Genomic DNA, 25,876 nt, shown 5'->3' with positions numbered 1-25,876 from the left:
CGGCGGCCGTTGGCCGAAGGGCGCCGGTCCGCCCCGCGTTAACGACGGCTAACCTGCCTCCATGACTGTGAACTTCGAGGTCGCCGAGGGCGTCGGCACCATCCGCCTGGACCGCCCGCCGATGAACGCACTGGATGTCGCCACCCAGGACCGGCTGTACGAGCTGGCCGCGGAGGCCACCCGCCGCGACGATGTGCGCGCCGTCGTCATCTGGGGCGGCGAGAAGGTGTTCGCGGCCGGCGCGGACATCAAGGAGATGCAGGTCATGGACCACGCGGCCATGATCGAGCGCGCCAAGGCGCTGCAGGACTCCTTCACCGCCGTGGCGCGTATCCCCAAGCCCGTGGTCGCCGCCGTCACCGGGTACGCGCTCGGCGGCGGCTGCGAGCTGGCGCTGTGCGCCGACTTCCGGATCGCCGCCGACAACGCCAAGCTGGGCCAGCCGGAGATCCTGCTCGGCCTGATCCCGGGTGCGGGCGGCACCCAGCGGCTGGCCCGGCTCGTCGGACCCTCCAAGGCCAAGGACCTGATCTTCACGGGCCGCCAGGTCCGGGCCGACGAGGCGCTGTCCATCGGGCTGGTGGACCGGGTCGTGCCCGCCGCCGAGGTCTACGGGCAGGCGCATGCCTGGGCGGCCCGGCTCGCGGCCGGTCCCGCCATCGCGCTGCGGGCCGCGAAGGAGGCCGTCGACGCGGGCCTGGAGACCGACATCGACACCGGCCTGACGATCGAGCGCTCCTGGTTCGCGGGCCTGTTCGCCACCGAGGACCGGGAGACCGGCATGCGCAGCTTCGTCGAGGAAGGTCCGGGCAAGGCCAAGTTCCGGTGAGGAATCAGGTGTTGGCGGGGCCTGTGATGTTTGGCTGACTGTAGGTGCCTCGTGTGGGGGAATCGCGGAAATCGCCCGCACGCCCCGGAAGGAGCCCGTCCAGGGCGCCCGATGATCGGGTAGGCACATGAAGTCACCGCAGGTCAGCATGGTTTCGGCCGGGCTTCCCCTGCCGTGGGCATATGCCGCGGCAGGGTGTCGGAACCGGTTATTCCGGACAGGGTATTCCCACGGTTCCGCCCCCGTGACTCCGCGGTAACGGCCATGATGGGGGGCATGGCGGGCCTCGAAGGAATGGAGCAGCCGCGGCCGCGGAGCGGCACGGCCGCCGCACGCTGGGGACTTCCCGGAGGTCTCCCCGGTGCGGGCGCGGAGAGCGGCTCGTCCGACGACGAGCTCGTCGCCAGGGCGCTGGAGCTGGTGGGCGACCCCACGCTGGACGAGGTGCGCCTGCCCTCCCGTCCCGAATCCGCCCTCACCGCCCGTCGGCTGACCCAGTCGGTGCTCCTCAAGCGCTGGAACGTCTCCCCGCAACTGGCCGAACACGCCGTGCTGTTGGTCTCCGAACTGGTCGGCAACGCCGTCCGCCACACCGGCGCGCGCACCTTCGGGCTGCGGATGCTCCGCCGTCGTGGCTGGATCCGTATAGAGGTGCGTGACCCGTCCCGCGGTCTGCCCTGTCTGATGCCGGTCCACGAGATGGACGTCAGTGGCCGCGGCCTCTTCCTCGTCGACAAGCTGTCCGACCGCTGGGGTGTGGATCTGCTGCCGCGCGGCAAGACGACCTGGTTCGAGATGCGGGTCATCGACCGCTGAGCGGGCACGCCGGGCCGCCGCGGGCCGCGGGGATACGGGCGTCCGGAACGCGACTGGGGCCTGCCCGCGGTGTGTGCGGGTGAGGCCCCAGTGTCGACCGCCGGCGGGCGAAAGGGGTGTGCCCGCGGGGTCTGGACGACCTTGGCCCGGGTCAATGGGGGGTCGCTGGACCGACTATGGCAGGCCGGTCGCAGCCTTGCCAAAGCGGCATTTATGGACAAAAGCCTGCGAATATTGATCAATCACTACGCGATCAAAGGTGAGCTACGACACTGGCCTTGCATTTAGCGGTTAAGTAATCGATTCCCTCAATGGTTATGCGATCAAGAGGGTGGGCTATGCACGTAACTCGATGGCGGGGAGGGACGGTCGGTAGCGGGACGGCGGGCCCGCGGTCCGTAGAATGGGCGGCTCACACCGAGAACGCCGCCGCCGCGCCGCCGGAACACCGGACACCGGACCGCGACGGAACCCGGCGCGGCTCCGGGGGACGGAAGCGGAAGGAGACCAGGGCATGGAACGCGTACGCCGCTCGGCCGTCGCGACCTTGCTGCTCCTGCTCGCCGTGACCTTCGGGCCGCTGCTGTGCCGGGTGGGCGGCGCCCAGCCGGCCCTGGTGCAGCCGGCCGCCGCGGCGCAGGCCGTCACGCAGGCCGCCGACGGAACCGGAGACCGGACGCCCGGCGGCGGCGCGGACGGCGAGCGGGCCGCGGGTGGTGAAGGGCCCGCGGATGGTGAAGGGCCCGCGGATGGTGAAGGGCCCGCGGACGCCGAGGGGCCCGCGGCCGGCCGCGCTCCGGCCGTCCGCGCGGTGTCCGGTTTTGGTGACACCACGTCCGGCCAGCCCGGACACCAGGCCGTCGCCCAGGCGCCCAAGAAGTGCTCCGGGCAGCACGCCCCCAGCCAGAACGAGTCGGTCCCGGTGCCGACCCCGAACCGCGGCGAGCCGCTGGCGCCCGCCGCCACGGCCCCCGCCCCGCTCGCCGCCGCCACTCCCGCGTGCTTCGGGCTCGCCCGCCCGCCCACCGGAACGGCGCCCGCCACCGATCACACCGCGCTCCTGCCCGTACTGCGGATTTAGACCGTGCCCGTACGCACGGCCTGACCCCCTTTTCCTCCCGGTACGTCTGGAGCATTCCCATGCCCACTTCCTCGTCATCCGCTTCACCCACACGCAAGATCGCCGCCATCGGTGCGGTCGTCGCCCTGGTGGTGGCGCTCGTCGCCATCGGCGTCGCCGTCGGCAAGGCCGTCGAAGGCGATACGGACAGCGCCGCGAACACGCCCGGCGCCGCCGCGTCCGTCTCTCCCCAGGAGGACGACGGCCAGCAGAAGCTGTACGACCAGCTCGCGCAGCAGACCAGCCGCCGCACGGACGGCGACCCGCTCGCCGTCGGCAAGAAGGACGCCCCGGTCGTCCTCGTCGAGTACGCCGACTACCAGTGCTCGTTCTGCGGGCGCTTCACCCGTGAGACCCAGCCCGAGCTGATCAAGAAGTTCGTGGACGACGGCACCCTGCGCATCGAGTTCCGCAACTTCACCATCTACGGCGCCGACTCCGAGCGGGCCGCCCGCGCCTCGTGGGCCGCGGGACAGCAGGGCAAGTTCTGGCAGATGCACGACGAGCTGTACGCCAAGACCAACAAGGGCAGCGCGCTGGCCGAGGACAAGCTCGTCGAGATGGCGCGCAGGAGCGGCGTGGCCGACCTCGACACGTTCCGCGCCGACCTGAAGAGCCCCGCCGCCGCTGCCGCCCTGAAGAAGGACCAGGAAGAGGGCTACGGCATCGGCGTGCAGTCCACGCCGTCCTTCCTCGTCAACGGGCGTCCCATCGCGGGAGCCCAGCCCTCCGGCGTCTTCGAGCAGACGATCCGCCAGGCCGCCGAGCAGGCGAAGAAGGCCGGCCCGTCCGGCGGCGGGGAGAAGGGCCGGGGTTCCGGCACGGCGGAGGAGGCGAAGTGAGCGACATCGGCTTCCTCGCCGCCTTCCTGGGTGGCGCCCTCGCCCTGCTCAGCCCGTGCAGCGCGCTGCTGCTGCCCGCCTTCTTCGCCTACTCCCTGTCCCACCCGGGCCGGCTGCTGGCGCGTACCGGCGTCTTCTACCTCGGTCTGGCCACCACCCTGGTCCCGCTCGGCGCGGCCAGCACGGCCGCCAGCCGGCTGTTCAACGGCCACCGGGACCTGCTCGTCGCCATCGGCGGCTGGGTCGTGATCGCGATGGGCGTCGCCCAGATCCTCGGCATCGGCTTCGCCTTCAAACGCGCCCAGCAGGCGGCGGCCCGGATCACCCCGCGCTCGGCCCTGTCCACGTTCCTGCTGGGCTGCGTCTACGGCCTCGCGGGCTTCTGCGCCGGGCCGATCCTGGGCGCGGTGCTGACGGTCACGGCGGTCAGCGGATCGCCGGTCTACGGCGCCTCCATGCTCGCCGTGTACGCGCTCGGCATGGCCCTTCCGCTGTTCGTGCTCGCACTGCTCTGGGACCGCTTCTCGCTGGGCCGCCGGGGCTGGCTGCGCGGCCGGGAATTCAGCGTCGGAAAGCTGCGGCTGCACACCACCTCACTGGTGTCCGGCCTGTTCTTCATCGGAATCGGCGTCCTGTTCCTCACCTTCAACGGGACCAGCGCGCTGCCCGGAATCCTGGACGCGGACGCGGAGGTGCGCGTCGAGGAATGGGCCACCAGGATCGGGAATTCCGTACCGGATTACGTCCTGATCGCTCTGATCGCGCTCGTCGTGGCGGCGGTGCTGGGCCGCATCGCGCTGCGCCCGGAGAAGAAGCGGCAGGACTGAGCGGCCCGGCCCCCTGAAACGGCCGGGTGACCGGCGGCGCGGAAGGGGCCATCCGGCCCACGGGCGGTCCGGCGTCCCCGCACGATGCGGGATGTCGGACCGCCCGTGCGCTGTCCAGGCGCTATTTTCGCGAGCCATGGACACCCTCGTCTTCGCGGGCCTGCTCGTCGCGCTCCTGGCGGTCGCGGGCAACAAGAGCCGCGCCGTGGTCCTCGGGTGGTGGTGGCTGATACTGGCCGCGACGCTCGCCCTGCTGGCCCACCACATCACCAGCGGTCTGGCCCTGTCCCTGAATTACTGACCCGGGAAATACCCGGCTCCCCGGACGCCGCCTTCCCTTCCCCTACCGCCCCGCCGCTTTCCACTATCCCCCGCCGCTTTTCACGATCCGGAGTTGCCGGCTTTCATGAGCGCACCTTCTCTCGCAGACCTGGAACCGGGGCCGCCCGCGATCGTGGCCCGCGGCCAGTACGGATTCGCCTGCCTTTTCGTCATCGGCTGGACCGGCATCATCTGCGGCGGCCTCTATTACCAGTTCGTACGGTGGGAATACCCGTGCCCGCTCTGCGTCGTCCAGCGGATGTTCATGATGCTGGCCCTCCTCGGCCCCGCGTACATCGTGCGGCAGGGCCTGAACGGCACGGTCGCACGCCGCGACTGCCTCATGGGCTGGGGCCTGGCCCTCATCGGCTGCGTCGCGGGGTCCTTCGCGGCCTGGCGGCAGACGATGCTGCACATCCTGCCCGGGGACCGGGGATACGGCAGCGAGGCGCTCGGCCTGCACCTCTACGTCTGGGCGTGGATCCTCTTCCAGGCGTCGGTCGTCGCCATCGGCGTCGTCATGGCCTTCGCGTACAGCACGGCGGCCGACCGGCGGGTCCCCGCCACGGGCCCGTACCGGGCCGTGGGGCGCTTCGCCCTGTCGTTCGCCGCGCTGGTCATCGCGGTCAACGTCGTCGCCGTCCTCCTGGAAGAGGGCTTCCACTGGTTCCTGCCGGACGATCCGGCCCGCTACGAGTTCTTCTACGACCTCGGCTTCCTGGACTGAGCAGGCCGGAGCCGGCCCGGTCGGACGGCCCCCTAGGCGCTCCGGCGCACGGAGTGGTCCTGCCGGTCCCAGTGATACGGCTGGTGAGGGCCGGCGTCGGCGCGGCGGCGGCGGTCGTTGCACAGCAGGCACTTGCCGTACCCCGGAGGCAGCGGGTCCTCGGGGTCGCCGTACAGCGGATCGACCGCGCCGTTCGGATGTATGGCGCAGCCGGTCGGGCCGGTCAGGGTGCTGAGTGAGCTGGCGGCGGTCAGCGCCTGCCGCAGGACGTCGACGAGCTCGTCGGCGTCCCGCCGGGTGGGCGCCGCCTGGAGGGAGGAGGCGATGTCGGATGCGGTCGTCAGCGCGGTCTGGAGTTCGCGCAGGTCTGCGTAACCCATGCTCCGGAGCGTAGAGGGCCCCACTGACAGTTGATCTTCCGATCGCATTTCACGGCTTCGCATGCCCCATCCATGCCCGCCGCGGGCCACGATTGAGCACACCTCGGATGACCGTCCCCTTGCCGGAGCATGACAGGCGGCACGGGGCCGGGCGCGAAGGCGGCGCGGGGGCCGGTCCGGCCCCCGCGCACAGCCCCGCTCGGGCAGCTCAGGGAGCGGTCGGCAGCTCGCGCTTGTGGGCCGTGGCGTGGTAGCGGCGGACGATCGACTGGTACGCCTTCTCGGCGACCGGCCTGCCCTCCAGGAAGTCGTCGATGTCGTCGTACGTGACACCGAGGGCGTCCTCGTCCGGCTTGCCCGGGTCCAGCGTCTCCAGGTCGGCGGTCGGCACCTTGCGGACCAGCTCGGCGGGAGCGCCCAGCGCCTCGGCGACCGCGCGCACCCGGCGCTTGGTCAGGCCGGTGAGCGGCACCACGTCCGCCGCGCCGTCGCCGTACTTGGTGAAGAAGCCGGAGACCGCCTCGGCGGCGTGGTCGGTGCCCACGACCAGGCCGTCCTGGGCGCCCGCGACCGCGTACTGCGCGATCATCCGCTGCCGCGCCTTGATGTTGCCCTGGACGAAGTCCTGGTGCCGCTCGTCCCGGAAGGTGACCTGACCGGCCAGCGCCGCGTCCAGCATGGCGTCGCTCGCCGGGCGGATGTCGACGGTCAGCACCTGGTCGGCCTTGATGAAGTCCAGCGCCAGCTGCGCGTCGTGCTCGTCGGCCTGGACCCCGTACGGCAGCCGCATCGCGTAGAACGTCGCGTCGTGCCCCGCGTCACGGGCCCGCTCCGCCGCCAGCTGGCACAGCCGGCCGGCGGTGGTGGAATCCACACCGCCGCTGATGCCCAGGACGAGCGCGCGCAGGCCCGTGGACGTCAGCCGCTCCGTGAGGAAGGACACCCGGCGTTCGATCTCCGCCTGGACGTCGAACGACGCGGACACCTGGAGGTCCCGGGCGATCTCCTGCTGCTGGGACGTGGACGCCGGGTCGGTCACGGCTGCTCCTTCGGACGGAGGGGCCAGCCCGGTACTCAGGGTGCGCGGTGCTGGTGCGGACAGGGTCGACTCTATGACGGAGCGGCCCAATCCTTCAGAGCGGCCCTGTCCGGGAAATCGGCCACGTCCTTGTCCAGCGGGCGGTCCGTGTACTGATGGAAGCGCCACGGCGCCTTGATGCGCGGGTGCCCGGCCGCGACGTAGTCGGCGATCCACAGGCCGTCGGCTGCGTACGACGTAGTGTCGTGGTTGAGCCAGAAGTCACGGTTGCAGTACAGGATCACGCGGTGCGTGGGGCGCAGCCGTTTGACCTCCTTCAGGAACTGGTCCTTCTGCGCGTTGCTCGCGTACGTGCCGCCGCCGGTGCGCTCCCAGTCCGCAGCCAGCAGATCGCCCTCGACGGACGCGCACTTGTCGACGAAGTACTTCGCCTGCGCCGCGATGTTGCCCGGCCACAGGAAGTGGTAGAAGCCCACCACGCAGCCCGCGTTGCGGGCCTTGGCCGCCTGAGCGCTCTGGTGCGGGTTGATGTACGAGCGGCCCTCTGTCGCCTTGATGACGACGAAGTCCAGTCCGGTCGCCGAATACGAGGGGTTGTGGGAGCTGACGTCGACGCCATGCAGCATGTGCGGCCTCCTGCCGACCGAAAACGATCGATTACGATGCGTCACGTGGTGTTATCAGCAGTTCAACATGTTCACGGTGTCCCGCGCCAGAGTCCGGCGGCGAATTTCCGCTGATCAACGCGTTGTTGACGGGCGTACGGTGGCGGATGACGTTCTTCGACCGGGGATGATCGACTGCCGTTCCGGTAGCGATACGTAGGGGCCGGTGCCCCGGAAGCGGGGGAGGGGCGCACGGTCCGGCCACGGAAGGGGCGCGCATCGGCCAGAGAAGCGCCGGAGTCCGGCCAGACCCGGCGCCCCCATGTTTCGGCCGCCCGCCGGCGTGCGCGGCGCGGACCGGCGGGGTACCCGGCCGGAGGGCCGCGGTGCCGCCGGAGCAGCTGCCCCTGACATATATGCCCGGCACGAACCATCTCTGACCTTGGCAGACTTGCCGGATGACGCATGCAGCACGACGCGCCCGGGGCGCTCGCTCCGGCGGCCCCTCCGCGGCCCGGCAGACCCCCGCGCCTCCGCGGCCCCCGGGGAGCGCTCCGTGACCCCGTCCGAAACGCGCCCGCGCCGACCGCGCTTCTCCGGCCCGCTCCTCCTCGCCGCACTGTGCGTCCTGCTCCTCGCCGCCACCGCCGCGCTGCTCGCCGCGCACGGCTGGGTCCCGCTCGGGCCCGAACAGACGGCGCACACCTGGGCAGTGGACCACCGGCCGGGCGCGGCGGGCGCGGCCGCCCTCGTGGTGACGGCCACCGGCACCGGCCCCGCACCGTACGCACTGGCCCTGCTGGCGGGCGCGCTCGCCGGGCGGGACGCGCGCGAGCGGCTGCGCGCGGCCGCCGTCGCGCTGGGCGTACTCCTCCTCGGCCAGGCGGTCCGGTACGGCCTGATGGAACTGATCGCCCGCCCACGCCCCTCCGCAGCCGACTGGGCAGGCCGGGCCACCGGCCACTCCTTCCCCTCCGGGCACTCCACGACCTCCCTCCTGGTGGCGGGCATCCTCGCGTGGGCCGTGCTGACCCGCGTCCCCCGCAGGCCCGCCCGCTACCTGGTCTGCGGGCTGGCCGGCGTGTGGGCGGCGTCGGTCGGCCTCACCCGCATCCACCTGGGCGTGCACTGGCCCGGCGACGTGCTCGCGGGCTGGCTGCTCGCCGCCGCCTGGCTCTCCCTCGCCCTGCACCACGTACGGACGGGCCGCCTCCCGGCCCCACCCGCCCCCGCTTCCCCGCACGACCCCGGTGTCACCACGTGACCCCTGAACGGTTCACGACCTGCCCAGATGTTCACCAAGGGAGGCATGGACCGGCACGAGGGCGAGCACCACCCCCGTGAACGCCGGTGGCCCGCGCCGCCGTCCACCGGCACCGTGCGCACCATCCGCCCAGGGGGAGGCCCTCCATGGAACACCGACACCGCTGTGCGCAGACACGCTGCCCCGCCGCACCGCCACAGGACCCGACGCCCTGCGAAGGACCGCACGAAGCGGCCACGATCATCTACCCGCACGGCCGGGAGGTCGCCGGGTGCGTTCACCACTGCGCACGGGTGCTGGCCGGTCTCGAAGGTGCCCGCGTCCACCCGTTCGTCCCGGCCGGCAGCGCCATGGAGGTCTACCTGCGGGCCCGTGAACTTCCGCCGTTCGCCTGGGAAATAGGCAGGTGAGGCGGGGTCGGGCCAGCAGTCGCGGAGGCACTGTCAGTGCCCGGCCGTAGTCTGCGGGTATGACGACGACGAGCGGGGGAGCGGGCGGCGGCACGGGCGCTCCACAGCAGCAGACGGCCGGGGGAGCGTTGCCGGGCGTCCAGGGCTATTACGCGCTGGCCGCGGAAGCACTGGCCGAGCGGTACGAAAGCGTCTCCTTCGAGACCGTGCACCAGGACTTCCTGCCCCTGCTCCCCGCGGCCCCGGCCCGCGTGGCCGACATCGGCGCGGGCACGGGCCGGGACGCCGCGGCGCTGGCCGCCCGGGGCTACGACGTCCTGGCCGTCGAACCCGTACCCGAACTGCGCCGCGTGGCCCGCCGCCTGCATCCCACCCCGGCGATCCGCTGGCTGGCGGACTCCCTCCCCGCCCTGCCCGGCCTCGCCGGTGAGACCGGCTTCGACGCGATCCTGCTCTCCGCCGTATGGATGCACTTGGCGGAAGAGGACCGCCCGCCTGCCATGCGGCGCCTCCACGACCTCCTGGCCCCCGGCGGCCGCCTCTTCCTCTCCCTCCGACACGGCCCACCCCCCACCAACCGCCGGATGTACGACATCCCCACCCACGAAACCGTCACCCTCGCCGAGCAGCACGCCCTGCGCTCCATTCGCCTCCGCGACAACGGGACGGACCACCTGGGCCGCGGTGACATCCACTGGACTGGGCTGGCCTTCGAGAAGGGCCACCTCTGACGCGCCGGTGGGGCAGCCGACGACGTACCCCTAGGGGCTGGACCTGATTCGTCGGGTTCCCCCCGGCGGGGTGGGCGTTTGCGCTTCGCGCGGGGGTTCGCTGGCGGGCGGGTCGCATTGTGTGACTCGTGGGGCGGGGGCGCGCAGGGGGCCAACTCCTCGACACCGTGTACGGCAACGGTGACTACATCGTGAACCCAGATACCCGGCTGCTCTGCGGGGATGGCCCCCTACGCACCCCCTCAGGTTGTTTGGCGTCTGCGGCCAGCTGGGGGGAGGTTTTCGATCACCGTCGTGTCCGCCCACCGCGTGGTGAGGCTCACGGGGCGGAGGCGGGGCGGCTATGGCGTCACCCGGCGGCGGACGCGCACCCTACGGTGTGTCGTGCCTGGCCCAGCCCACCACGCTCCGCGCGGAGCTGGACGCTCGTTGGAGCATCGTGGAGAACAGCTTCGCGACCGGTATAGGCCGCAGTCTGATGACGGAGGGGGTGCACGTCGACCGGGCCACCCTGCACCTGACGGACCGGCACCGACGCCGCCCGGTCACCGGTGTCGCCGGTGCCGTGGCCGGGTTCCAGCACGGACGCTGCCACATCTGCGACGAGCCGGTGGACCCCGGCGCCCGCACGGCCGTCGACCACGTCTTCCCGTACGCGCTCCTGCGGCGCTTCGAGAGCGTCGGTGGCTGGCGCGGACCCGACCTGGATGCCCTGTGGAACCTTGCCGTAGCCCACCGGAAGTGCAACGGGGAGAAGAGCGACCGGATGCCCACCGGGACGGAACTGGCACGGCTGGCCCACCGCAACGAGGCGATCATGCGCTCGCCCTACCCGTTGCGGACCACCCTGCGGCTCACCCTGAAGAACGCGATCCCCGGCCGCCGAATACCGAACTGGCCCACATTCCTGCGAGAGGTGGAGAAGGCCTGCGAGTAAGCCCTCCGCGCACAGCCGTTCACATCTTGTACGGCCCCCGTCGCAGAGGCAGAGCCGCCGCTCAGACCCGTGAGGCCCGGTCTGTCAACCACGACGGTGGGAAACCCGCCCACGGCACGGGCTCGGGACCACGCAGGGGTATCCCCGCAGGACAGCCAGGCGACGTGGTGCACGATTACGGCACCGCGGTCTTAGGGGTCCTTTCAAGGAGCTGGGAGCTTGCGAGCGAGGGTCTTGCAGTGAGCAAGTTGGAGGAAGGCGTTGTGCATGTCGTCGCGTGCTTCCCAGCGAACGCGCAGTCGGCGTGGTCCGTGGAGGTGGGCGATGGCTGCTTCGGCGACCCGTCGCACCCGACCCAGTCCCGAGCCGTGCGGCTGTCCTCGATGAGCGACCTTGGGAATGATGTTCCGCTGTCGCAGGCGGCGGTAGACGTCGTGGTCATAGTCGGGGTTGGAACCCGGCCGTCCCCGGTCGACCGGGCTCGGGCCGACTTCTGGGCGGCTTCGCCCCCGCTTGGCCTGCACGTGCGAGGCATCGACGGCGGCGCGGGAGAAGTCCAGCCGGTCCGCCGCCCGTAACCGGTCCAGCAGCACCTGCTGCAATTCCTCCCAGACGCCGGCCTGCTGCCCTTCGGCCAGGCGCCGCCAGCGTGTCGGTCCGGACCCGAAGCCCAACTCCTGCGGTTTCCGCCGAGCCGTCCTCACCCTCAAGGAACGACGTCACCGCCCCTCCACCGCGCCACACGAAGATCGTTCTGCAAGGACGCCTTGAGGGGGCCGTGGGAGCCCTCGGCCGAAGGCTGGGGGGAGAGTGGCCCCGTCCGCGTGGGATCGAGCCCCCACTCACTGGACCCCACGCGCAACAACGCCCCCCGGAAAAACCGGGCCCAAAGGGCCCTCAGCACTCGATGATGTTGACCGCCAGGCCGCCCCGGGCCGTCTCCTTGTACTTGACGCTCATGTCGGCGCCGGTGTCCTTCATGGTCTTGATGACCTTGTCGAGGGAGACGTGGTGGCGGCCGTCGCCGCGCAGGGCCATGCGGGCGGCGGTGACGGCCTTGACCGCGGCCATGCCGTTGCGTTCGATGCACGGGATCTGGACGAGGCCGCCGACGGGGTCGCAGGTCAGGCCGAGGTTGTGTTCCATGCCGATCTCGGCGGCGTTCTCGACCTGCTCGGGGGAGCCGCCGAGGACCTCGGCCAGGCCGCCGGCCGCCATGGAGCAGGCCGAGCCGACCTCGCCCTGGCAGCCGACCTCGGCGCCGGAGATGGAGGCGTTCTCCTTGAAGAGCATGCCGATGGCGGAGGCGGCGAGCAGGAAGCGGACGACGCCTTCCTCGTCGGCGCCGGGCACGAAGTTGACGTAGTAGTGCAGGACGGCGGGGATGATGCCGGCCGCGCCGTTGGTGGGGGCGGTGACGACCCGGCCGCCGGCCGCGTTCTCCTCGTTGACGGCCATCGCGTAGAGGGTGGTCCACTCCATCGCGTGGGCTTCGGCGTTGCCCTCGGCGCGCAGGGCCCGCGCGCCGTTGGCGGCGCGGCGGCGGACCTTGAGGCCGCCGGGCAGGATGCCCTCGCGGGACGTACCGCGGGCCACGCAGTCCCGCATGACCTGCCAGATCTCCAGCAGCCCGGTGCGGATCTCGTCCTCCGTGCGCCACGCCTTCTCGTTCTCCAGCATGAGGGAGGCGATGGACAGCCCGGTCTCGCGGGAGAGGCGCAGCAGCTCGTCGCCGGTGCGGAAGGGGTACTTCAGGACCGTGTCGTCGAGCTTGATGCGGTCCTCGCCGACCGCGTCCTCGTCGACGACGAAGCCGCCGCCGACGGAGTAGTAGGTCTTCTCCAGGAGGGGCGCGCCGGCCGCGTCGTACGCGAAGAGGGTCATGCCGTTGGCGTGGTACGGCAGGGAGCGGCGGCGGTGCAGGATCAGCTCGGTCGACTCGTCGAAGGCGATCTCGTGGTCGCTGCCTATCTCCGCGCCGAGCAGCCGCAGCCGGCCGCTCTTGCGGATCCGCTCGACCTGTTCGTCGGCGGTCTCGACGTCCACGGTGCGCGGGGAGTGGCCCTCCAGGCCGAGCAGGACGGCCTTGGGGGTGCCGTGGCCGTGGCCGGTGGCGCCGAGCGAGCCGAAGAGTTCGGCCCGTACCGCCGTGGTCTGCGCGAGGAGACCGTCCTTCTTGAGCCGCCCGACGAACATCCGGGCGGCGCGCATCGGGCCGACGGTGTGGGAGCTGGACGGGCCGATGCCGATGGAGAAGAGGTCGAACACGGAGATGGCCACGGTGGCGGACTCCCTTGTCTGCTCGTGGTGGACGGTGGAGCAAATGGAGCTGAAGGGGCGGGCGAAACAGGAGGTACGTTTCTGCGCCGACTGTCGAGCCTAACCCGGACGGCGCACAGACTCTCAGACGGAGGCCATCGGACGGTTGTCCTCCGGCGCAACGGCAGAAGACGCAGCGGAGCCGGTCCCGGCGTCGAGCGCGGAGTCGGTGCCGGTCAGGCCGGTCTCGTGGGCCCGGATTCCGGCGCGTACGGCCCAGTGGTAGAAGGCGACGGCGGAGAGTGCGACGAGGGCGATGTCCAGGCCGCCGGGGATGACGCCGTGGCCGCCGAAGTCGGGGCTGCCGAGCGCGGAGACCAGGGACATCCACGCCAGGAAGCCGACCAGCCACCAGGCAGGCGCGAACTGCTTGCGCAGATTCGTTTCGCCACGCCGCCGCAGCACCACCGCCGCGACCGGCGCGGCGATCAGCGTCAGCAGTGCGACCTTGCCGGTGTCCGGCCACTTCGACCAGTACAGGGCGCACGCCGCGAAGGCGAAGGTCACGGGGCACAGCACCGCGGCCGCGGGCAGCCGGAACGGGCGCGGCAGGTCCGGCCTGGTCCGCCGGAAGACGCCCACCGCGATCGGGCCGATGAGGTACGAGATGACCATGGCGGCGGAGATCACGCTGGCCAGCGCGTTCCAGCTGTGGCCGACGGTGATCAGCAGCAGCACGGAGAAGCCGAGGTTGAGCCACATCGCCGGGCGGGCGGTCCCGTACCGGGGGTGCACGGCGGCCAGCTTCTTGGGGAAGAAGCCGGTCTCGGCGAGGTTCTGCACCATGTACGCGGCGGACGCGACGTTGGCGATGTTGGAGCCGGCCGGCGAGATGAAGGCGCCGAACTGGAGCATCGTGACGACCCAGTGCAGCATCAGCACCTTGGCCAGGTCGGCGAAGGGCGAGTTGAAGTTCACCCCGTGCCAGCCGCCGGCCTGTGCCAGCTGCTCCGGCGGCACGGCGCCGAGGAACGCGGTCTGGAGGGCGAGGTAGATCACCAGGCCCAGCGAGAGCGCGCCGACCAGGGCGACGGGAATGGCCCGGCCGGGGTTCTTCGCGGCGCCGCCGAGGTTGACCACGGCCTGGAAGCCGTTGAAGGCGAAGACCACGCCGCAGGTGGTCACGGCGGTCAGCACGGCCGGCCAGCCGTACGGGGCGAAGCCGCCGTGCGCGGTGAAGTTCGAGGTGTGGAAGCCGGAGGCGATCAGCGCGGCCACGGCCAGCACCGGGATCGCGAACTTGACCAGCGTCAGGACCGCGTTGGCGCGGGCCAGCAGCTGCACCGACCAGTAGCAGGTCAGCCACAGCACGAAGGTCAGCAGCAGCGCGACGCCGCTCCCGGCCGCGGTCAGGTGGTTGGTGGCCGGGTCGACCAGGCCCCGGGCCCAGCCGAAGCCCCAGGACGACATGTACTGGGTGGCGGCGATGGACTCGATCGGGATCAGCGAGGCGACCGCGATCCACACCGCCCAGCCGGTCAGGAAGCCGAGCACGGGGCCGTGCGAGAGGTGGCCGTAGCGGGCCATGCCGCCGGGGATCGGGTACGCGGAGCCGACCTCCGCGTAGGACATCGCGATCATGCCGATGAAGACGGCGCCGATGACCCAGGCGACCAGCGCGGCGGGCCCCGCCACCTGCGCGGCGGAGCCGGCACCGAAGAGCCAGCCGGAGCCGAAGATCGAACCGATGCCGATCATGATCAGGGCGAAGAGACTGATCCCCTTGCGGTTGCCCGCGCTCATGTCCATGCCGTGCGTGTTCCGTCCTGCTGTGGTGCGAAGGGCCCCGCGTCGTTGAGGGGCCGACCTCAGCCTATGTGGCGCAAAATCACCGTAAGGCGGACGGAAAAGCCGTGCGCCCGGGGCCAACGACCCCGGGCGCACGGCCTGTTCACCCCGCGGACACCACCTCGGCGGCACCTCGCGGGGCGCACTTCATGAAACGCGTCACACGGCCGCGGCGGACGCGTCACACGGCCGCCGCGGACGCGCCGCAGGGGCACGCGGTCACGGTCCGGGTGGCGCGGGTCACAGCGACAGCTGCCAAGCCGGTCACAGCAACAGCTGCGAGCCGGTCACGGCGACGGCTGCGAGCCGGTCACAGCGACGGGTACAGCGGGTGCTTGCCGGCCAGGGTGGTCACCCGGGCCTTGAGCGCCTCGACGTCGTACGCCGGCTTGAGCACCTCGGCGATGATGTCGGCGACCTCGCGGAAGTCCTCCGCCTGGAAACCGCGGGTGGCCAGGGCCGGGGTGCCGATCCGCAGGCCCGAGGTGACCATCGGGGGGCGCGGGTCGTTCGGGACGGCGTTGCGGTTGACCGTGATGCCGACCTCGTGGAGGCGGTCCTCGGCCTGCTGGCCGTCCAGCTCGCTGTTGCGCAGGTCCACCAGGACCAGGTGCACGTCGGTGCCGCCGGACAGCACGGAGACGCCCGCCTCGGTGACGTCGGACTGCGTCAGGCGCTCGGCGAGGATGCGCGCGCCGTCCAGGGTGCGCTGCTGGCGCTCCTTGAACTCCTCGCTCGCCGCGACCTTGAAGGACACCGCCTTCGCCGCGATGACGTGCTCCAGCGGGCCGCCCTGCTGGCCCGGGAAGACCGCCGAGTTGATCTTCTTGGCGAGCTCCTGGGTGGACAGGATCACACCGCCGCGCGGACCGCCGAGGGTCTTGTGCGTGGTGGTGGTCACGACGTGGGCGTGCGGCACCGGGTTGGGGTGCAGCCCGGCCGCGACCAGACCGGCGAAGTGCGCCATGTCGACCATCAGGTACGCGCCGACCTCGTCGGCGATCCGGCGGAACGCCGCGAAGTCCAGCTGGCGCGGGTACGCGGACCAGCCGGCCACGATCAGCTGCGGACGGGTCTCCTTGGCCAGGCGCTCGACCTCGCCCATGTCGACCTGACCGGACTCCTCGTCGACGTGGTAGGGCACCACGTTGTAGAGCTTGCCGGAGAAGTTGATCTTCATGCCGTGGGTCAGGTGCCCGCCGTGCGCGAGGTTCAGACCCATGATCGTGTCGCCCGGCTTGAGCAGCGCGAACATCGCGGCCGCGTTGGCCTGCGCACCGGAGTGCGGCTGCACGTTCGCGGCCTCGGCGCCGAACAGCGCCTTGATGCGGTCGATGGCGATCCGCTCGACCACGTCGACGTGCTCACAGCCGCCGTAGTAGCGGCGGCCCGGGTAGCCCTCGGCGTACTTGTTGGTGAGGACCGAGCCCTGGGCCTCCATGACGGCGGCCGGGGCGAAGTTCTCCGACGCGATCATTTCGAGGGTGGACTGCTGACGGTGGAGCTCGGCGTCGACGGCGGCGGCGACGTCGGGGTCGAGCTCGTGGAGGGAGCTGTTCAGAAGCGACATGACTCTTCCTGGGGTTCCGCGGGGCGCACGGCCCCGCCGGGCGGCGGGTGGGCGGGTCAGCCGGTGAAGGCGGTGTACTCGTCGGCCGTGAGCAGGTCGTCCGGCTCGCCGCTCACCTTCACCTTGAACAGCCAGCCACCCTCGAACGGGGCGGTGTTCACCAGCGAGGGGTCGCTCACGACGTCCTCGTTGATCTCCGTGACCTCGCCGTCGACGGGGGAGTAGAGATCGCTGACGGACTTGGTCGACTCCAGCTCACCGCAGGTCTCGCCCGCCGTGACCGTGTCGCCGACCGCAGGAAGCTGCACGAAGACGACGTCGCCGAGCGCGTTGGCGGCGTGCTCGGTGATGCCGATCGTCGAGACGCCCTCCTCGCCGGCCGACAGCCACTCGTGCTCCTTGCTGTAGCGCAGCTGCTGGGGGTTGTTCATGTCTTGATTCTCCTGGATGCGAGGGCGTGCTCGGTGCTGGGGTCTTGACAGATGAGACGGACAAGCGTCCGGAACGGAGGGACGCGCGTCACTTCTGGCGCTTGTAGAAGGGCAGCGCCACGACCTCGTACGGCTCATGGGTGCCACGGATGTCCACCGCCACACCGGAGGTGCCCGGCTCGGCGTACGCGGCGTCCACGTACGCCATGGCGACGGGCTTGCCGACGGTGGGCGACGGGGCACCGGAGGTGACCTCGCCGACGACGGCGCCGTCCGGGCCCACGACCGGGTACCCGGCGCGCGGCACGCGGCGGCCCTCGGCGATCAGGCCGACCAGCTTGCGGGGCGGCCGGGCGGCGGCGCGGTCCCGGGCCGCCTCCAGGGCGGCGCGGCCCACGAAGTCGCCGCCGTTCGTCGTCTTCTCGAACTTCACGACCCGGCCCAGGCCCGCGTCGAACGGGGTGGTGTCCGTGGTCAGCTCGTGCCCGTACAGCGGCATGCCCGCCTCCAGGCGCAGCGTGTCCCGGCAGGACAGGCCGCAGGGCACCAGGCCGGCGCCCTTGCCCGCCTCGGTCAGCGCCTCCCAGAGGGCGGGCGCGTCCGCCGGGCGGACGAACAGCTCGAAGCCGTCCTCGCCGGTGTAGCCGGTACGGGCGATCAGCGCCGGTACGCCCGCGACGGTGCCGGGCAGCCCGGCGTAGTACTTCAGGCCGTCCAGGTCGGCGTCGGTCAGGCCCTTGAGGATGCCGGGGGACTCCGGGCCCTGCACGGCGAGCAGCGCGTACGCGTCCCGGTCGTCGCGCACCTCGGCGTCGAAGCCGCTCGCACGCTCGGTGAGCGCGTCCAGCACGACCTGGGCGTTGGAGGCGTTGGCGACGACCATGTACTCCGTCTCGCCGAGGCGGTAGACGATCAGGTCGTCCAGGATGCCGCCCCCGGCGTCGCAGATCATGGTGTAGCGGGCGCGGCCGACGGCGACCCCGCCGATGTTGCCGACCAGCGCGAAGTCCAGCAGGTCGGCGGCGCGCGGTCCGGTGACGGTGATCTCGCCCATGTGCGAGAGGTCGAACAGGCCGGCGCGGGTACGGACGGCGACGTGCTCGTCACGCTCGCTGCCGTAGCGCAGCGGCATGTCCCATCCGGCGAAGTCGGTCATGGTCGCGCCGAGAGCGCGATGGGTCGCGTCCAGCGCGGTCCGGCGGGGGGCATCGGTCATGGTGGTGGCTCCCGGGCATGGGTGACAAGACGGTCTCCCCATCTGTCATCGGAACCTGAGAGGTTCACCGGAAGCCGCACCGGCCCCGGTTTGCACCTTGGGTGGAGCCACACCACGGCGGCCCGCTTTTCAGATCTGCCTCGCCCGCGCGGTATCGGGGCCTGAGAGATTCAAGGGAGGACTTGCTCCTTCGGCGCCCCGCCGTGACGGCCGGGGACTCTCCCGCGCGGATTCAAGCGGCCGGTATGCAGTTGGCTGAGCGTGGCACCCGTACGGAGACGCGCACGAAAGAGGTGCGGTCCCGCACATGGCGCGCACATCATCGCACGGGATCGCCGGATACAGGAGCCCTGTTCGTACCGGTGTTCGCGGTGGCGTCACGACACTGTCCGGGGAATGTACGGATCACGCGGTTTCCTTGAAGCGCATTACCTTTTCTTGACACTCTGCGGGTAAGGGGACGGAACCACCGGACCGGGAGGGGCGATCACGGTGCACACGCACGCCGCATTCGCGACAAGTCCAGGAGGCGTGCCCCCGGGCTGTGTCCCGGAACCGGCCCCGGCCCCGGCCGCCGTACCGGGACCCCGGCGGCTGACGCGCGGGGTGGTCCGCCCCGGCCGGACGCCCGCGGCGGCGGATGCCCCGGTGGTGGACGTCGTCGACCTCAGGGACCGGCGCGCCCCGCGTGAGGCGGCCGAACTGCACTTCGTGGCGGGCGATGTGGTGGTGGTCTCCGGTCTGCCGGGCAGCGGCAAGAGCACGCTCATGCTCCGGGTGGTGCCCGCCCTCGACGGCCAGGGCGCCGCCGTGCACCGGATCGATTCGCAGGACGTACGGGAGCGCTGGGAGCGCGGCAGGCTGCGCCGGTTCCCGTACGCGCTCTACCGGCCGCTGGTCAGGGGGGCCCATTATTCGGGGCTGCGGCGGGCGCTGCGTTCGGGGCGGAGCGTGGTGGTGCACGACTGCGGCACGCTCGCGTGGGTACGCCGCTGGCTCGCGCGCGAGGCCCGGCGCGGCGGGCGCGGACTGCACCTGGTGCTGCTCGACGTACCGCCCGAGGTCGCGCTGTCCGGGCAGCGTTCGCGCGGACGCGGCGTCTCCGGTTACGCCTTCGCCCGGCACCGGCGCGCGGTGCGCCGGCTGGCCGCCCGCGCACAGGCCGCCCGGCTCCCGGCGGGCTTCACCTCGGCCGTCCTGCTGGACCGGCCCGCGGCGGGCGCGCTGCGGCGGCTCGGCTTCGAGTGAGACCGCTTCCGTGAGGTTCCGTAGGGAATGTGGTCGCTTCCGTAAGGGGAGCGACTGCTTCCGTGAGGAGCGCGACTGCTTCCGTAAGGGGCGGGACCGCTTCCTCAGGGGGTGAGACCGCTCCCGTACGCCTGACGGGCCGTACGGGATGTCCCGCACGGCCCGTCGGACCGGTCCTAGCTCTGGCGTATCTCCCGCATCCGCGCCTCCTCGGGACGCTCGGTACCGGGCCGATCTAGAGGCCCAGGGCTTTGAGCAGCACCGTCGGCAGCGTCAGGACGGAGTTGAGCAGCGAGTCGCCGGACTGCTTCGTCGCGTCGGCGGCCGGCTGCCCCTCGGCCGCGGGCTGCCCCTCGGCGGCCGGCCGCGGTTCGGCGGCGGGCTGCTGCCGCGGCGCGTCGTCGGCCGGCTGCGGGTCGCTGGTCGGCGCCTTCTGCTGGGCGGTCGACTGCCCGTCCGCCTCCTCCGCGGGCCCGGCGGCGGGCTCGGCGGCAGGCTCGGCGGCGGGCTGAGCCGCGGGCTGGACCGGCCGGTTGGCCGCCTGGCCGGCGGGCTGCGCCGCGGGCTGCTGACGCAGGTCGCCGAGCAGCTTGTCGACGCCCAGGATCTTGAAGATGTCCGTGACGGACCGGGAGACCGAGCTGACCACGCTCACCTGGTCGGTGGCCTCTTCCGGCACCGGGGCCCGGCGCTCGGCCAGCTCGTCCACCTGCGTGCGCAGGTGCTGCGAGACCCTGCGCAGCTGTACGGCGTCGGCCGACACCGTACGGTCGGAGTCCGTGTTGAGCATGTCCGCCAGCCGCTGCGCGTCCGTCAGGACGCTGTCCAGGTGCGTGCGCGCGGCTCTGACCTGCACGGACTGGCCGCGGCTGTCGGCGGCCTTCTCGGCCAGCTCGGCCGAGGCGTCCGCCAGCCTGCCGATGTCGTCGACGGTGACGCTGTGGTTGCGGTCCGGGGGCTTGGGACCTTCCGTCGCGGTCGCGGAACCCGCGGCGCCGAGGGCGAGGGCGCCGGCGGTGGCGGCGCAGACGAGGGCGGTGGCGGTCCGGTGCGTTGCCATCAGGAGACGTGCCTTTCTGTAGGAACGGAACGGCAGGGCAAGATCACCCTGGAGCCACCTTCGGAGCGGTGTGCACGGTCCGCAACCGCTCGCGTGCGTTCGGTGGTCATCCGGACGCACCAGCCCCCCTCCCGCCTGCTGGCGTTAGGGTCGTCGACCAGGTAAGGCGCGGTACGAGCGGTACGGAACGGGTGGGTGGACATGGACTTTCCGGAGCAGGGCATTCCGCAGCTGGAGTGGCCCGCCAACGAACTGGAGGAGGTGCTGGCCGCCTCGGTGGGGCACCCCGGGGCGGGCGCCCGCATCGTCGAGGTGCTGGGCCGCAGCCTCATATGGGTGCCGCTGCCCAAGGGCGGCGGCCCGGAGAGCGCCGGAATGGGCCGGGCGGGCCTGGACCTGCCCACCGTCGAGATCGACTCGGCCGCGTACGTGCCGGTCTTCAGCTCCGAGCAGGAGTTCCGCCGGGTGGCCGGGCCGCACCTGTCCTTCACCGTCGCGCCGGCCGCCGAGTTCGCGCGCGGCCTGCCCCCGCTGATCGGCCTCGCGGTCAACCCGGAGGGCACGGTCGGGGCGCCGCTGCCGCCGGACGCGGTGGCCGCGCTGTGCCGCGCCGGCCGTCCGGACCAGCCGGGGGTGCCGAGCGGTGCCCGGGTCCGGCTGTTCGAGCCGGACTGGCAGGAGGAGCCGGTGGACTTCCTGGCGGCGGCCGGGCTGGAGTTCTCGGCGGCGGGCTTCGTGGTCGCCGCGCGCCGCGTGCTGGCCAGCGTCGAGGGGGACGCGCCCGCGCTGTTCGTCGGCGTCCAGGTGGACGCGGCGGCGGTCGCGCCGCACGACCCGGCCGTACGGGACGCGGTGACCGCGGCCCTCGGGCGGGCCCTCGGCGGGGGGCCGCTGACCTGGCCCGTCCAACTGGTCATGCTGGACCTCGCGCAGGGCGACCCGGTCGCGGACTGGATGCTGGAGCGGGTCCGCCCCTTCTACTCCCGCGACGCCGTCTGAGGGCCCGCGCCCCGGCGCCCCCGGCTCGCCCTGAGCGCTCCCTGCCGGGACCGCAAGCGGCGTGTGCTGATCCGACCGGGGCCCGGACGCAGGCTCTAAGCTGTTGATGCAACCGGCAGGCGTACCCCACGTGCCTGCCGACACGAAGGGACGGACCACGTGAGCGCGGGTGCGCATCAGGGAGCGGCTGCCGGGCAGGTCGAGCAGATGCTGCAGCAGGTCTCGCCCGGCCGCTACGACGCCTATGAGGCGTTGCTGCAGGCGCTCGCCGCAGGTCAGGTCTGGATGCTGCTCTGGCATGGCCAGGCGGGTTCGCCCGATGCGCAGTACGGCAACATGGAGGTCGACGGGCTCGGCTACGCGCCGTGCGTGACCTCCGCCCCCGAGCTCGCCGCCAGCGGCTGGAACCGTGCCCACGAGGTCGTCTACGGGCGGGACATCGCGGCTACCCTCTTCCCCGACCGCTGGGGCCTGTGGCTGAACCCGCACGCCCCCGGCGGCGGCGTCGGCATCCCGTGGCTGGACCTGCGGCGCATCGCGGGCGGCCTGGACCGGCTGCCGGCCGGTCCGCTGCGGATCACCGAACCGGCCATCGAGATCCCCCAGTTCTACGCCCTTCTGGGGCAGAACGCGCACCGCACGCCCGCCGTGCGCTCCCTGCGCCGGGCCTGGGTGCAGCCCGCCCTCGGCGCCCCGTACCTGGCGATCGGCCTGGACCTGTACGACACGGGCCAGCCGGCCGTGGACTCGGTGCGGCTGATGATCCAGCAGTCCATCGGCGCGGTACCGGAGGGGCTGCCCGTCTCGACGGTCGCGATGAACGACGAGTACGACCCGGTCGGTATGTGGATGCGGGCCAACGCGCGGCCGTTCTTCGACCGGGACGCCTACGCGGCGGGTCCGGTGCCCGCGCCCGCCCCTGCCCCCGCGCCGTCGTACGGATACGGCTACCCGCGCCCGTACTGACCCCGCGGAACCGGCCTCGCCCGTACCGGTCCCACGGTCCGGCCGTGCCGGTACGCCGTCCCGGCACGGGCCCGGCCCGACCTGGCCCGCTCCGGTCCTTCCTGGCCCGGTCCGGCCGGTTTTCCCTGCCGCTCGTCGGTTTCCGCCTGCTCTCCAGCGATTCTTTTCGGCCGAAGTGGCCGTCCGTGCGCGTGAGTTGTTCGCTGTGCGTGCCGGTGCGGACCGCTCAGTCGGGGCCGGTGTCCGCATAACGGAAGACCGTGGGCCACATCACAGTTGCGCATCCTTTCCCGGTCAGGGCTGGTGAGTGATCGCGACTCGGATGAAGACTCCCGCAGCAGAGGGTTTCGGCCCTGTGTACGAGAGATTCACCGCTCGTCGTTTGCGTGACGTTCCGCAACATCTGTACCGCCTGCAACACCTGCAACACCTGTTTCTGCAACGCCCGCTTTCTATGCACCAGTTGCTCCAGCTGTTCCAGAGTTCTCCCAGTTGCACCAGATGTACCACTCGCACCAGTGATGTGAACCAGGCCGCCACCGCGGCGCGCACGGGCCGGCGACGCCGGCCGAGAGGGGTCAAGGCACCGTGACCGCACCGATCGAGACCACCGGGGCGGCTGCCGAAGCGCAGCCGGAAGCGGTGCTGGAAGGCGTCGAGAGCAAGAAGATCGAGGGGCGTTCGCTCGGCCAGATCGCCCTGCTGCGGTTCCGGCGCGACAAGGTCGCCGTCGCGGGTGCCATCGTTGTCATCCTGCTCATCGTGATCGCGGCGCTCTCCCGGCCGGTCCAGTCCTGGCTGGGCCTGGACCCCAACAGCCCCCACCAGGACCTCATCGACCCCAACACCACGCTGCCCAAGGGCGACCTGGGCGGCATGAGCCTGGACCACCCGCTCGGCGTGGACCCGAAGTTCGGCCGCGACCTGCTCGCGCGGGTGCTGGAGGGCTCCTGGGTCTCGCTGATCGTGGCGTTCGGCGCGACGCTGCTGTCGGTGGCGATCGGCACCGTGCTCGGCGTGGTGGCCGGCTTCTACCGGGGCCGGGTGGACTCGCTGATCAGCCGCCTGATGGACGTCTTCCTGGCGTTCCCGCTGCTGCTGTTCGCCATCGCCATCTCGGCCTCGCTCCAGGGCGGCGCCTTCGGCCTCGAAGGCCTGCCGCTGCACATCTCGGTCCTGATCTTCGTGATCGGTTTCTTCAACTGGCCGTACATGGGCCGGATCGTGCGGGCCCAGACGCTCTCGCTGCGCGAGCGGGAGTTCGTGGACGCCGCACGCGGCATGGGTGCCCGCGGCCCGTTCATCCTCTTCCGGGAGCTGCTGCCCAACCTGGTGGGCCCGATCATCGTCTACTCGACGCTGCTGATCCCCTCCAACATCCTCTTCGAGGCGGCACTGAGCTTCCTGGGCGTCGGCATCCAGCCGCCCCAGGCGTCCTGGGGCGGAATGCTCAACCAGGCGGTCAAGTACTACGAGGTCGACCCCCAGTACATGCTCGTCCCCGGCCTCGCGATCTTCCTCACCGTGCTGGCGTTCAACCTCCTCGGCGACGGCCTCAGGGACGCGCTGGATCCGCGCAGCCGCTGACACCGCCCGGACCCGTACACCCGGCAGCACCCCATCCACGTTTCCGACCCATGAAGGGGAAACCGACCATTATGCGAAGGTCAGTCCCGGTCGCGGCGCTCGCGGCCCTCACCAGTGCGGGCCTGCTGCTGTCCGGCTGCAGCGGCAAGAGCTCGGGCAGCGGCTCCGCGGAGGCGAACGCCGCCACCAAGGGCATCGTCAACGCCTCGGACGAGAAGGGCGGCACGCTGACGTACGCGAACAGCGACGCCCCGGAGTCCTTCGACCCCGGGAACACGTACTACGCCTACGTCTGGAACTTCAGCCGCCTGTACGCCCGCGCCCTCACCACCTTCAAGCCGGGGCCGGGCGTCAAGGGCAACGTGCTGACGCCCGATCTGGCGGAGTCGAAGGGCAAGTCCAGCGACGGCAACAAGACCTGGACGTACAAGATCCGCAAGGGGCTCAAGTACGACGACGGCTCCGTGATCACCTCGAAGGACGTCAAGTACGCGGTGGAGCGCAGCAACTTCGCGCGTGACGTCCTCTCGCTGGGCCCGAACTACTTCCAGACCTACCTCAAGGACAACGAGGGCGGCTACAAGGGTCCGTACAAGGACAAGAGCCCGGAAGGCCTGAAGTCCATCGAGACACCGGACGACCAGACCATCGTCTTCCACCTCAACCAGCCGTTCGCGGAGTTCGACTACTTGGTCAGCTCCCCGCAGACCGCGCCGGTGCCGCGGGCGAAGGACAAGGGCGCGGACTACACCAAGAACATCCTGTCCTCCGGCAGCTACAAGTTCGAGAGCTACGAGGAGGGCAAGCAGGTCATCCTCGTCCGCAACCCGCACTGGTCGGCCGCGACCGACCCGCTGCGCAAGCAGCTGCCGGACAAGATCGTGCTGAAGCTGAAGGTCGCCCAGTCGACGATCGACAAGGACCTGAAGGCGGGCAACACGCACGTCGACATGGCCGGACGCGGCGTGGACGCCCAGACCCAGGCCCAGCTCCTGACCAGCTCCAAGGAGAAGGCCAACACCGACAACGCGCTCGGCCAGCGCCTGGTCTACACGGCGATCAACACCAAGGTCGCGCCGTTCGACAAGCTGGAGTGCCGCAAGGCCGTGCAGTACGCGATCGACAAGAAGGCCGTGCAGACCGCGCAGGGCGGGCCGGTCCGCGGCGAACTCGCCTCCACGGTGCTCCCCAGCGACATCCCCGGATTCCAGAAGTACGACATCTACCCGCAGAAGTACGACGGTGAGAACCTCGACCTGACCGAGGCCAAGAAGCACTGGCAGGCGTGCGGCGCCGGCAACGTGAGCACCACGATCACCGCCCGCAGCGACCGGCAGGACGAGGTGGACGCGGCGACCTCGGTGGTCAACTCCCTGAAGAAGATCGGCATCAACGCCAAGATCCAGACGTACCCGAGCGGCAAGTACTTCTCCGACTACGCGGGCGTCCCGGAGTTCACCAAGCGCAACAACGTCGGTCTGATGATGATGCAGTGGGCCGCGGACTACCCGAGCGGCTTCGGCTACCTGAACCAGATCGTCAACGGCAAGGCGATCCAGAAGTCCGGCAACTCCAACATCTCCGAGCTGGACGACCCGAAGATCAACGCGCTGCTCAACGAAGCCATCGCCACCAGCGACCAGGCACAGCGCGAGAAGGACTACGCACAGATCGACAAGCTGACGATGGAGCAGTCCGTCATCGTCCCGCTGACCTACTTCAAAATCCTGATGTACCGCTCCCCGAAGGCCACCAACCTGGTGTCCACCTCGGCCTACAGCGGTGAGTACGACTACCTCAACATCGGCGTCAAGAAGTAGCAGCCCCGGAAGGCAGGTGAAGGC

Annotated in this window: 25 protein-coding genes, 1 pseudogene and 2 riboswitches; of the genes and pseudogenes, 16 read left to right on the top strand and 10 right to left on the bottom strand. The window is 71.3% G+C overall.

Features of this window, described 5'->3' with window-relative positions:
• Positions 1-61 precede the first annotated feature (61 nt).
• The 7 genes from A6A06_RS00455 (at position 62) to A6A06_RS00430 (ending at position 5,482) form a co-directional block, all read left to right on the top strand.
• Positions 62-829 carry an enoyl-CoA hydratase/isomerase family protein gene (locus tag A6A06_RS00455; RefSeq protein ID WP_073757634.1) on the top strand — a complete coding sequence of 256 codons (768 nt, stop codon included), beginning with the start codon at positions 62-64 and terminating at the stop codon, positions 827-829.
• Between the two features lie 264 nt (positions 830-1,093).
• Positions 1,094-1,645 carry an ATP-binding protein gene (locus tag A6A06_RS00450; protein WP_073757632.1) on the top strand — a complete coding sequence of 184 codons (552 nt, stop codon included), beginning with the start codon at positions 1,094-1,096 and terminating at the stop codon, positions 1,643-1,645.
• Between the two features lie 514 nt (positions 1,646-2,159).
• Positions 2,160-2,726, top strand: coding sequence for a hypothetical protein (locus tag A6A06_RS41315; RefSeq protein ID WP_073757630.1), 567 nt, complete (start codon positions 2,160-2,162; stop codon positions 2,724-2,726).
• Between the two features lie 59 nt (positions 2,727-2,785).
• A complete protein-coding gene (locus tag A6A06_RS00440) occupies positions 2,786-3,607 on the top strand; it encodes a DsbA family protein (RefSeq protein ID WP_073757628.1) in 822 nt (273 codons plus the stop codon).
• On the top strand, positions 3,604-4,434 hold the full coding sequence (locus A6A06_RS00435; protein WP_073757626.1) for a cytochrome c biogenesis CcdA family protein: 831 nt from the start codon (positions 3,604-3,606) through the stop codon (positions 4,432-4,434). Before A6A06_RS00440 ends, A6A06_RS00435 begins: the two co-directional genes overlap by 4 nt.
• A gap of 136 nt (positions 4,435-4,570) precedes the next feature.
• Positions 4,571-4,735, top strand: coding sequence for a DUF5993 family protein (locus A6A06_RS41310; RefSeq protein WP_199930611.1), 165 nt, complete (start codon positions 4,571-4,573; stop codon positions 4,733-4,735).
• A 105-nt stretch (positions 4,736-4,840) separates the two neighbouring features.
• Positions 4,841-5,482, top strand: a complete 642-nt coding sequence (locus tag A6A06_RS00430; RefSeq protein ID WP_073757624.1) for a disulfide bond formation protein B — start codon at positions 4,841-4,843, stop codon at positions 5,480-5,482.
• Positions 5,483-5,514: 32 nt separating this feature from the next.
• Here A6A06_RS00430 and A6A06_RS00425 read toward each other — a convergent pair whose 3' ends face one another.
• From A6A06_RS00425 to A6A06_RS00415, 3 genes are all read right to left on the bottom strand, one after another.
• Positions 5,515-5,862 (bottom strand): hypothetical protein, encoded by a 348-nt coding sequence (locus tag A6A06_RS00425; RefSeq protein WP_073757622.1) that lies wholly within the window; start codon positions 5,860-5,862, stop codon positions 5,515-5,517.
• A gap of 208 nt (positions 5,863-6,070) precedes the next feature.
• Positions 6,071-6,901, bottom strand: a complete 831-nt coding sequence (nadE, locus tag A6A06_RS00420; protein WP_073757620.1) for an ammonia-dependent NAD(+) synthetase — start codon at positions 6,899-6,901, stop codon at positions 6,071-6,073.
• A 71-nt stretch (positions 6,902-6,972) separates the two neighbouring features.
• A complete protein-coding gene (locus A6A06_RS00415) occupies positions 6,973-7,527 on the bottom strand; it encodes a GH25 family lysozyme (protein WP_073757618.1) in 555 nt (184 codons plus the stop codon).
• Positions 7,528-8,062: 535 nt separating this feature from the next.
• On the opposite strand from A6A06_RS00415, the gene A6A06_RS00410 reads away from it, so the two are divergent.
• The 4 genes from A6A06_RS00410 to A6A06_RS00395 all read left to right on the top strand — a co-directional run bounded on the left by A6A06_RS00410 (position 8,063) and on the right by A6A06_RS00395 (position 10,848).
• Positions 8,063-8,770, top strand: coding sequence for a phosphatase PAP2 family protein (locus A6A06_RS00410; protein WP_073757616.1), 708 nt, complete (start codon positions 8,063-8,065; stop codon positions 8,768-8,770).
• A 146-nt stretch (positions 8,771-8,916) separates the two neighbouring features.
• Entirely contained in the window at positions 8,917-9,180 is a 264-nt protein-coding gene (locus tag A6A06_RS00405; RefSeq protein WP_073757613.1) for a hypothetical protein, read from the top strand.
• Between the two features lie 59 nt (positions 9,181-9,239).
• Positions 9,240-9,911, top strand: a complete 672-nt coding sequence (locus A6A06_RS00400; protein WP_079193709.1) for a class I SAM-dependent methyltransferase — start codon at positions 9,240-9,242, stop codon at positions 9,909-9,911.
• A 379-nt stretch (positions 9,912-10,290) separates the two neighbouring features.
• Positions 10,291-10,848: an HNH endonuclease domain-containing protein gene (locus A6A06_RS00395; protein ID WP_242440506.1), complete on the top strand. Its 558-nt coding sequence runs from the start codon at positions 10,291-10,293 to the stop codon at positions 10,846-10,848.
• Between the two features lie 203 nt (positions 10,849-11,051).
• Here A6A06_RS00395 and A6A06_RS00390 read toward each other — a convergent pair.
• The 6 genes and pseudogenes from A6A06_RS00390 to gcvT form a co-directional block, all read right to left on the bottom strand.
• Positions 11,052-11,531, bottom strand: a pseudogene (locus A6A06_RS00390) (IS5/IS1182 family transposase); the annotation flags it as partial.
• 214 nt (positions 11,532-11,745) lie between these two features.
• Positions 11,746-13,128 (bottom strand): L-serine ammonia-lyase, encoded by a 1,383-nt coding sequence (locus A6A06_RS00385; protein WP_073757607.1) that lies wholly within the window; start codon positions 13,126-13,128, stop codon positions 11,746-11,748.
• A 123-nt stretch (positions 13,129-13,251) separates the two neighbouring features.
• Positions 13,252-14,916, bottom strand: coding sequence for an APC family permease (locus A6A06_RS00380; protein ID WP_073757605.1), 1,665 nt, complete (start codon positions 14,914-14,916; stop codon positions 13,252-13,254).
• A gap of 349 nt (positions 14,917-15,265) precedes the next feature.
• Positions 15,266-16,525, bottom strand: a complete 1,260-nt coding sequence (glyA, locus tag A6A06_RS00375) for a serine hydroxymethyltransferase (protein ID WP_073757603.1) — start codon at positions 16,523-16,525, stop codon at positions 15,266-15,268.
• A 56-nt stretch (positions 16,526-16,581) separates the two neighbouring features.
• The gene (gene gcvH, locus A6A06_RS00370) at positions 16,582-16,956 is read right to left on the bottom strand and encodes a glycine cleavage system protein GcvH (RefSeq protein ID WP_073757601.1); all 375 of its coding nucleotides are present in this window, start codon (positions 16,954-16,956) and stop codon (positions 16,582-16,584) included.
• An 88-nt stretch (positions 16,957-17,044) separates the two neighbouring features.
• The gene (gene gcvT, locus A6A06_RS00365) at positions 17,045-18,172 is read right to left on the bottom strand and encodes a glycine cleavage system aminomethyltransferase GcvT (protein WP_073757599.1); all 1,128 of its coding nucleotides are present in this window, start codon (positions 18,170-18,172) and stop codon (positions 17,045-17,047) included.
• Between the two features lie 32 nt (positions 18,173-18,204).
• Positions 18,205-18,311: riboswitch (glycine riboswitch) on the bottom strand.
• Positions 18,312-18,407: riboswitch (glycine riboswitch) on the bottom strand. It abuts the riboswitch before it with no gap.
• A gap of 296 nt (positions 18,408-18,703) precedes the next feature.
• On the opposite strand from gcvT, the gene A6A06_RS00360 reads away from it, so the two are divergent.
• Positions 18,704-19,420: an AAA family ATPase gene (locus A6A06_RS00360; RefSeq protein ID WP_073757597.1), complete on the top strand. Its 717-nt coding sequence runs from the start codon at positions 18,704-18,706 to the stop codon at positions 19,418-19,420.
• Between the two features lie 235 nt (positions 19,421-19,655).
• On the opposite strand, the gene A6A06_RS00355 is transcribed toward A6A06_RS00360, so the two are convergent.
• Entirely contained in the window at positions 19,656-20,480 is an 825-nt protein-coding gene (locus A6A06_RS00355) for a hypothetical protein (RefSeq protein WP_073757595.1), read from the bottom strand.
• A 201-nt stretch (positions 20,481-20,681) separates the two neighbouring features.
• Here A6A06_RS00355 and A6A06_RS00350 point away from each other — a divergent pair, with 201 nt between their 5' ends.
• The 4 genes from A6A06_RS00350 to A6A06_RS00335 all read left to right on the top strand — a co-directional run bounded on the left by A6A06_RS00350 (position 20,682) and on the right by A6A06_RS00335 (position 25,852).
• On the top strand, positions 20,682-21,479 hold the full coding sequence (locus A6A06_RS00350) for an enhanced serine sensitivity protein SseB (RefSeq protein ID WP_073759567.1): 798 nt from the start codon (positions 20,682-20,684) through the stop codon (positions 21,477-21,479).
• 159 nt (positions 21,480-21,638) lie between these two features.
• Positions 21,639-22,445 carry an enhanced serine sensitivity protein SseB C-terminal domain-containing protein gene (locus tag A6A06_RS00345; protein WP_030018267.1) on the top strand — a complete coding sequence of 269 codons (807 nt, stop codon included), beginning with the start codon at positions 21,639-21,641 and terminating at the stop codon, positions 22,443-22,445.
• 588 nt (positions 22,446-23,033) lie between these two features.
• Positions 23,034-24,032: an ABC transporter permease gene (locus tag A6A06_RS00340; protein ID WP_073757593.1), complete on the top strand. Its 999-nt coding sequence runs from the start codon at positions 23,034-23,036 to the stop codon at positions 24,030-24,032.
• A 71-nt stretch (positions 24,033-24,103) separates the two neighbouring features.
• Complete coding sequence (locus tag A6A06_RS00335) at positions 24,104-25,852, top strand: ABC transporter substrate-binding protein (protein WP_073757591.1); 1,749 nt, start codon at positions 24,104-24,106, stop codon at positions 25,850-25,852.
• The last annotated feature ends 24 nt before the right edge of the window (positions 25,853-25,876 follow it).

Origin of the sequence: Streptomyces sp. CB02923, assembly GCF_001905005.1 — a bacterium.
Lineage (GTDB): Bacteria > Actinomycetota > Actinomycetes > Streptomycetales > Streptomycetaceae > Streptomyces.
The sequence above is the reverse complement of the archived record's forward strand: the minus strand, read 5'-3'. Positions and strand labels throughout refer to the sequence as shown.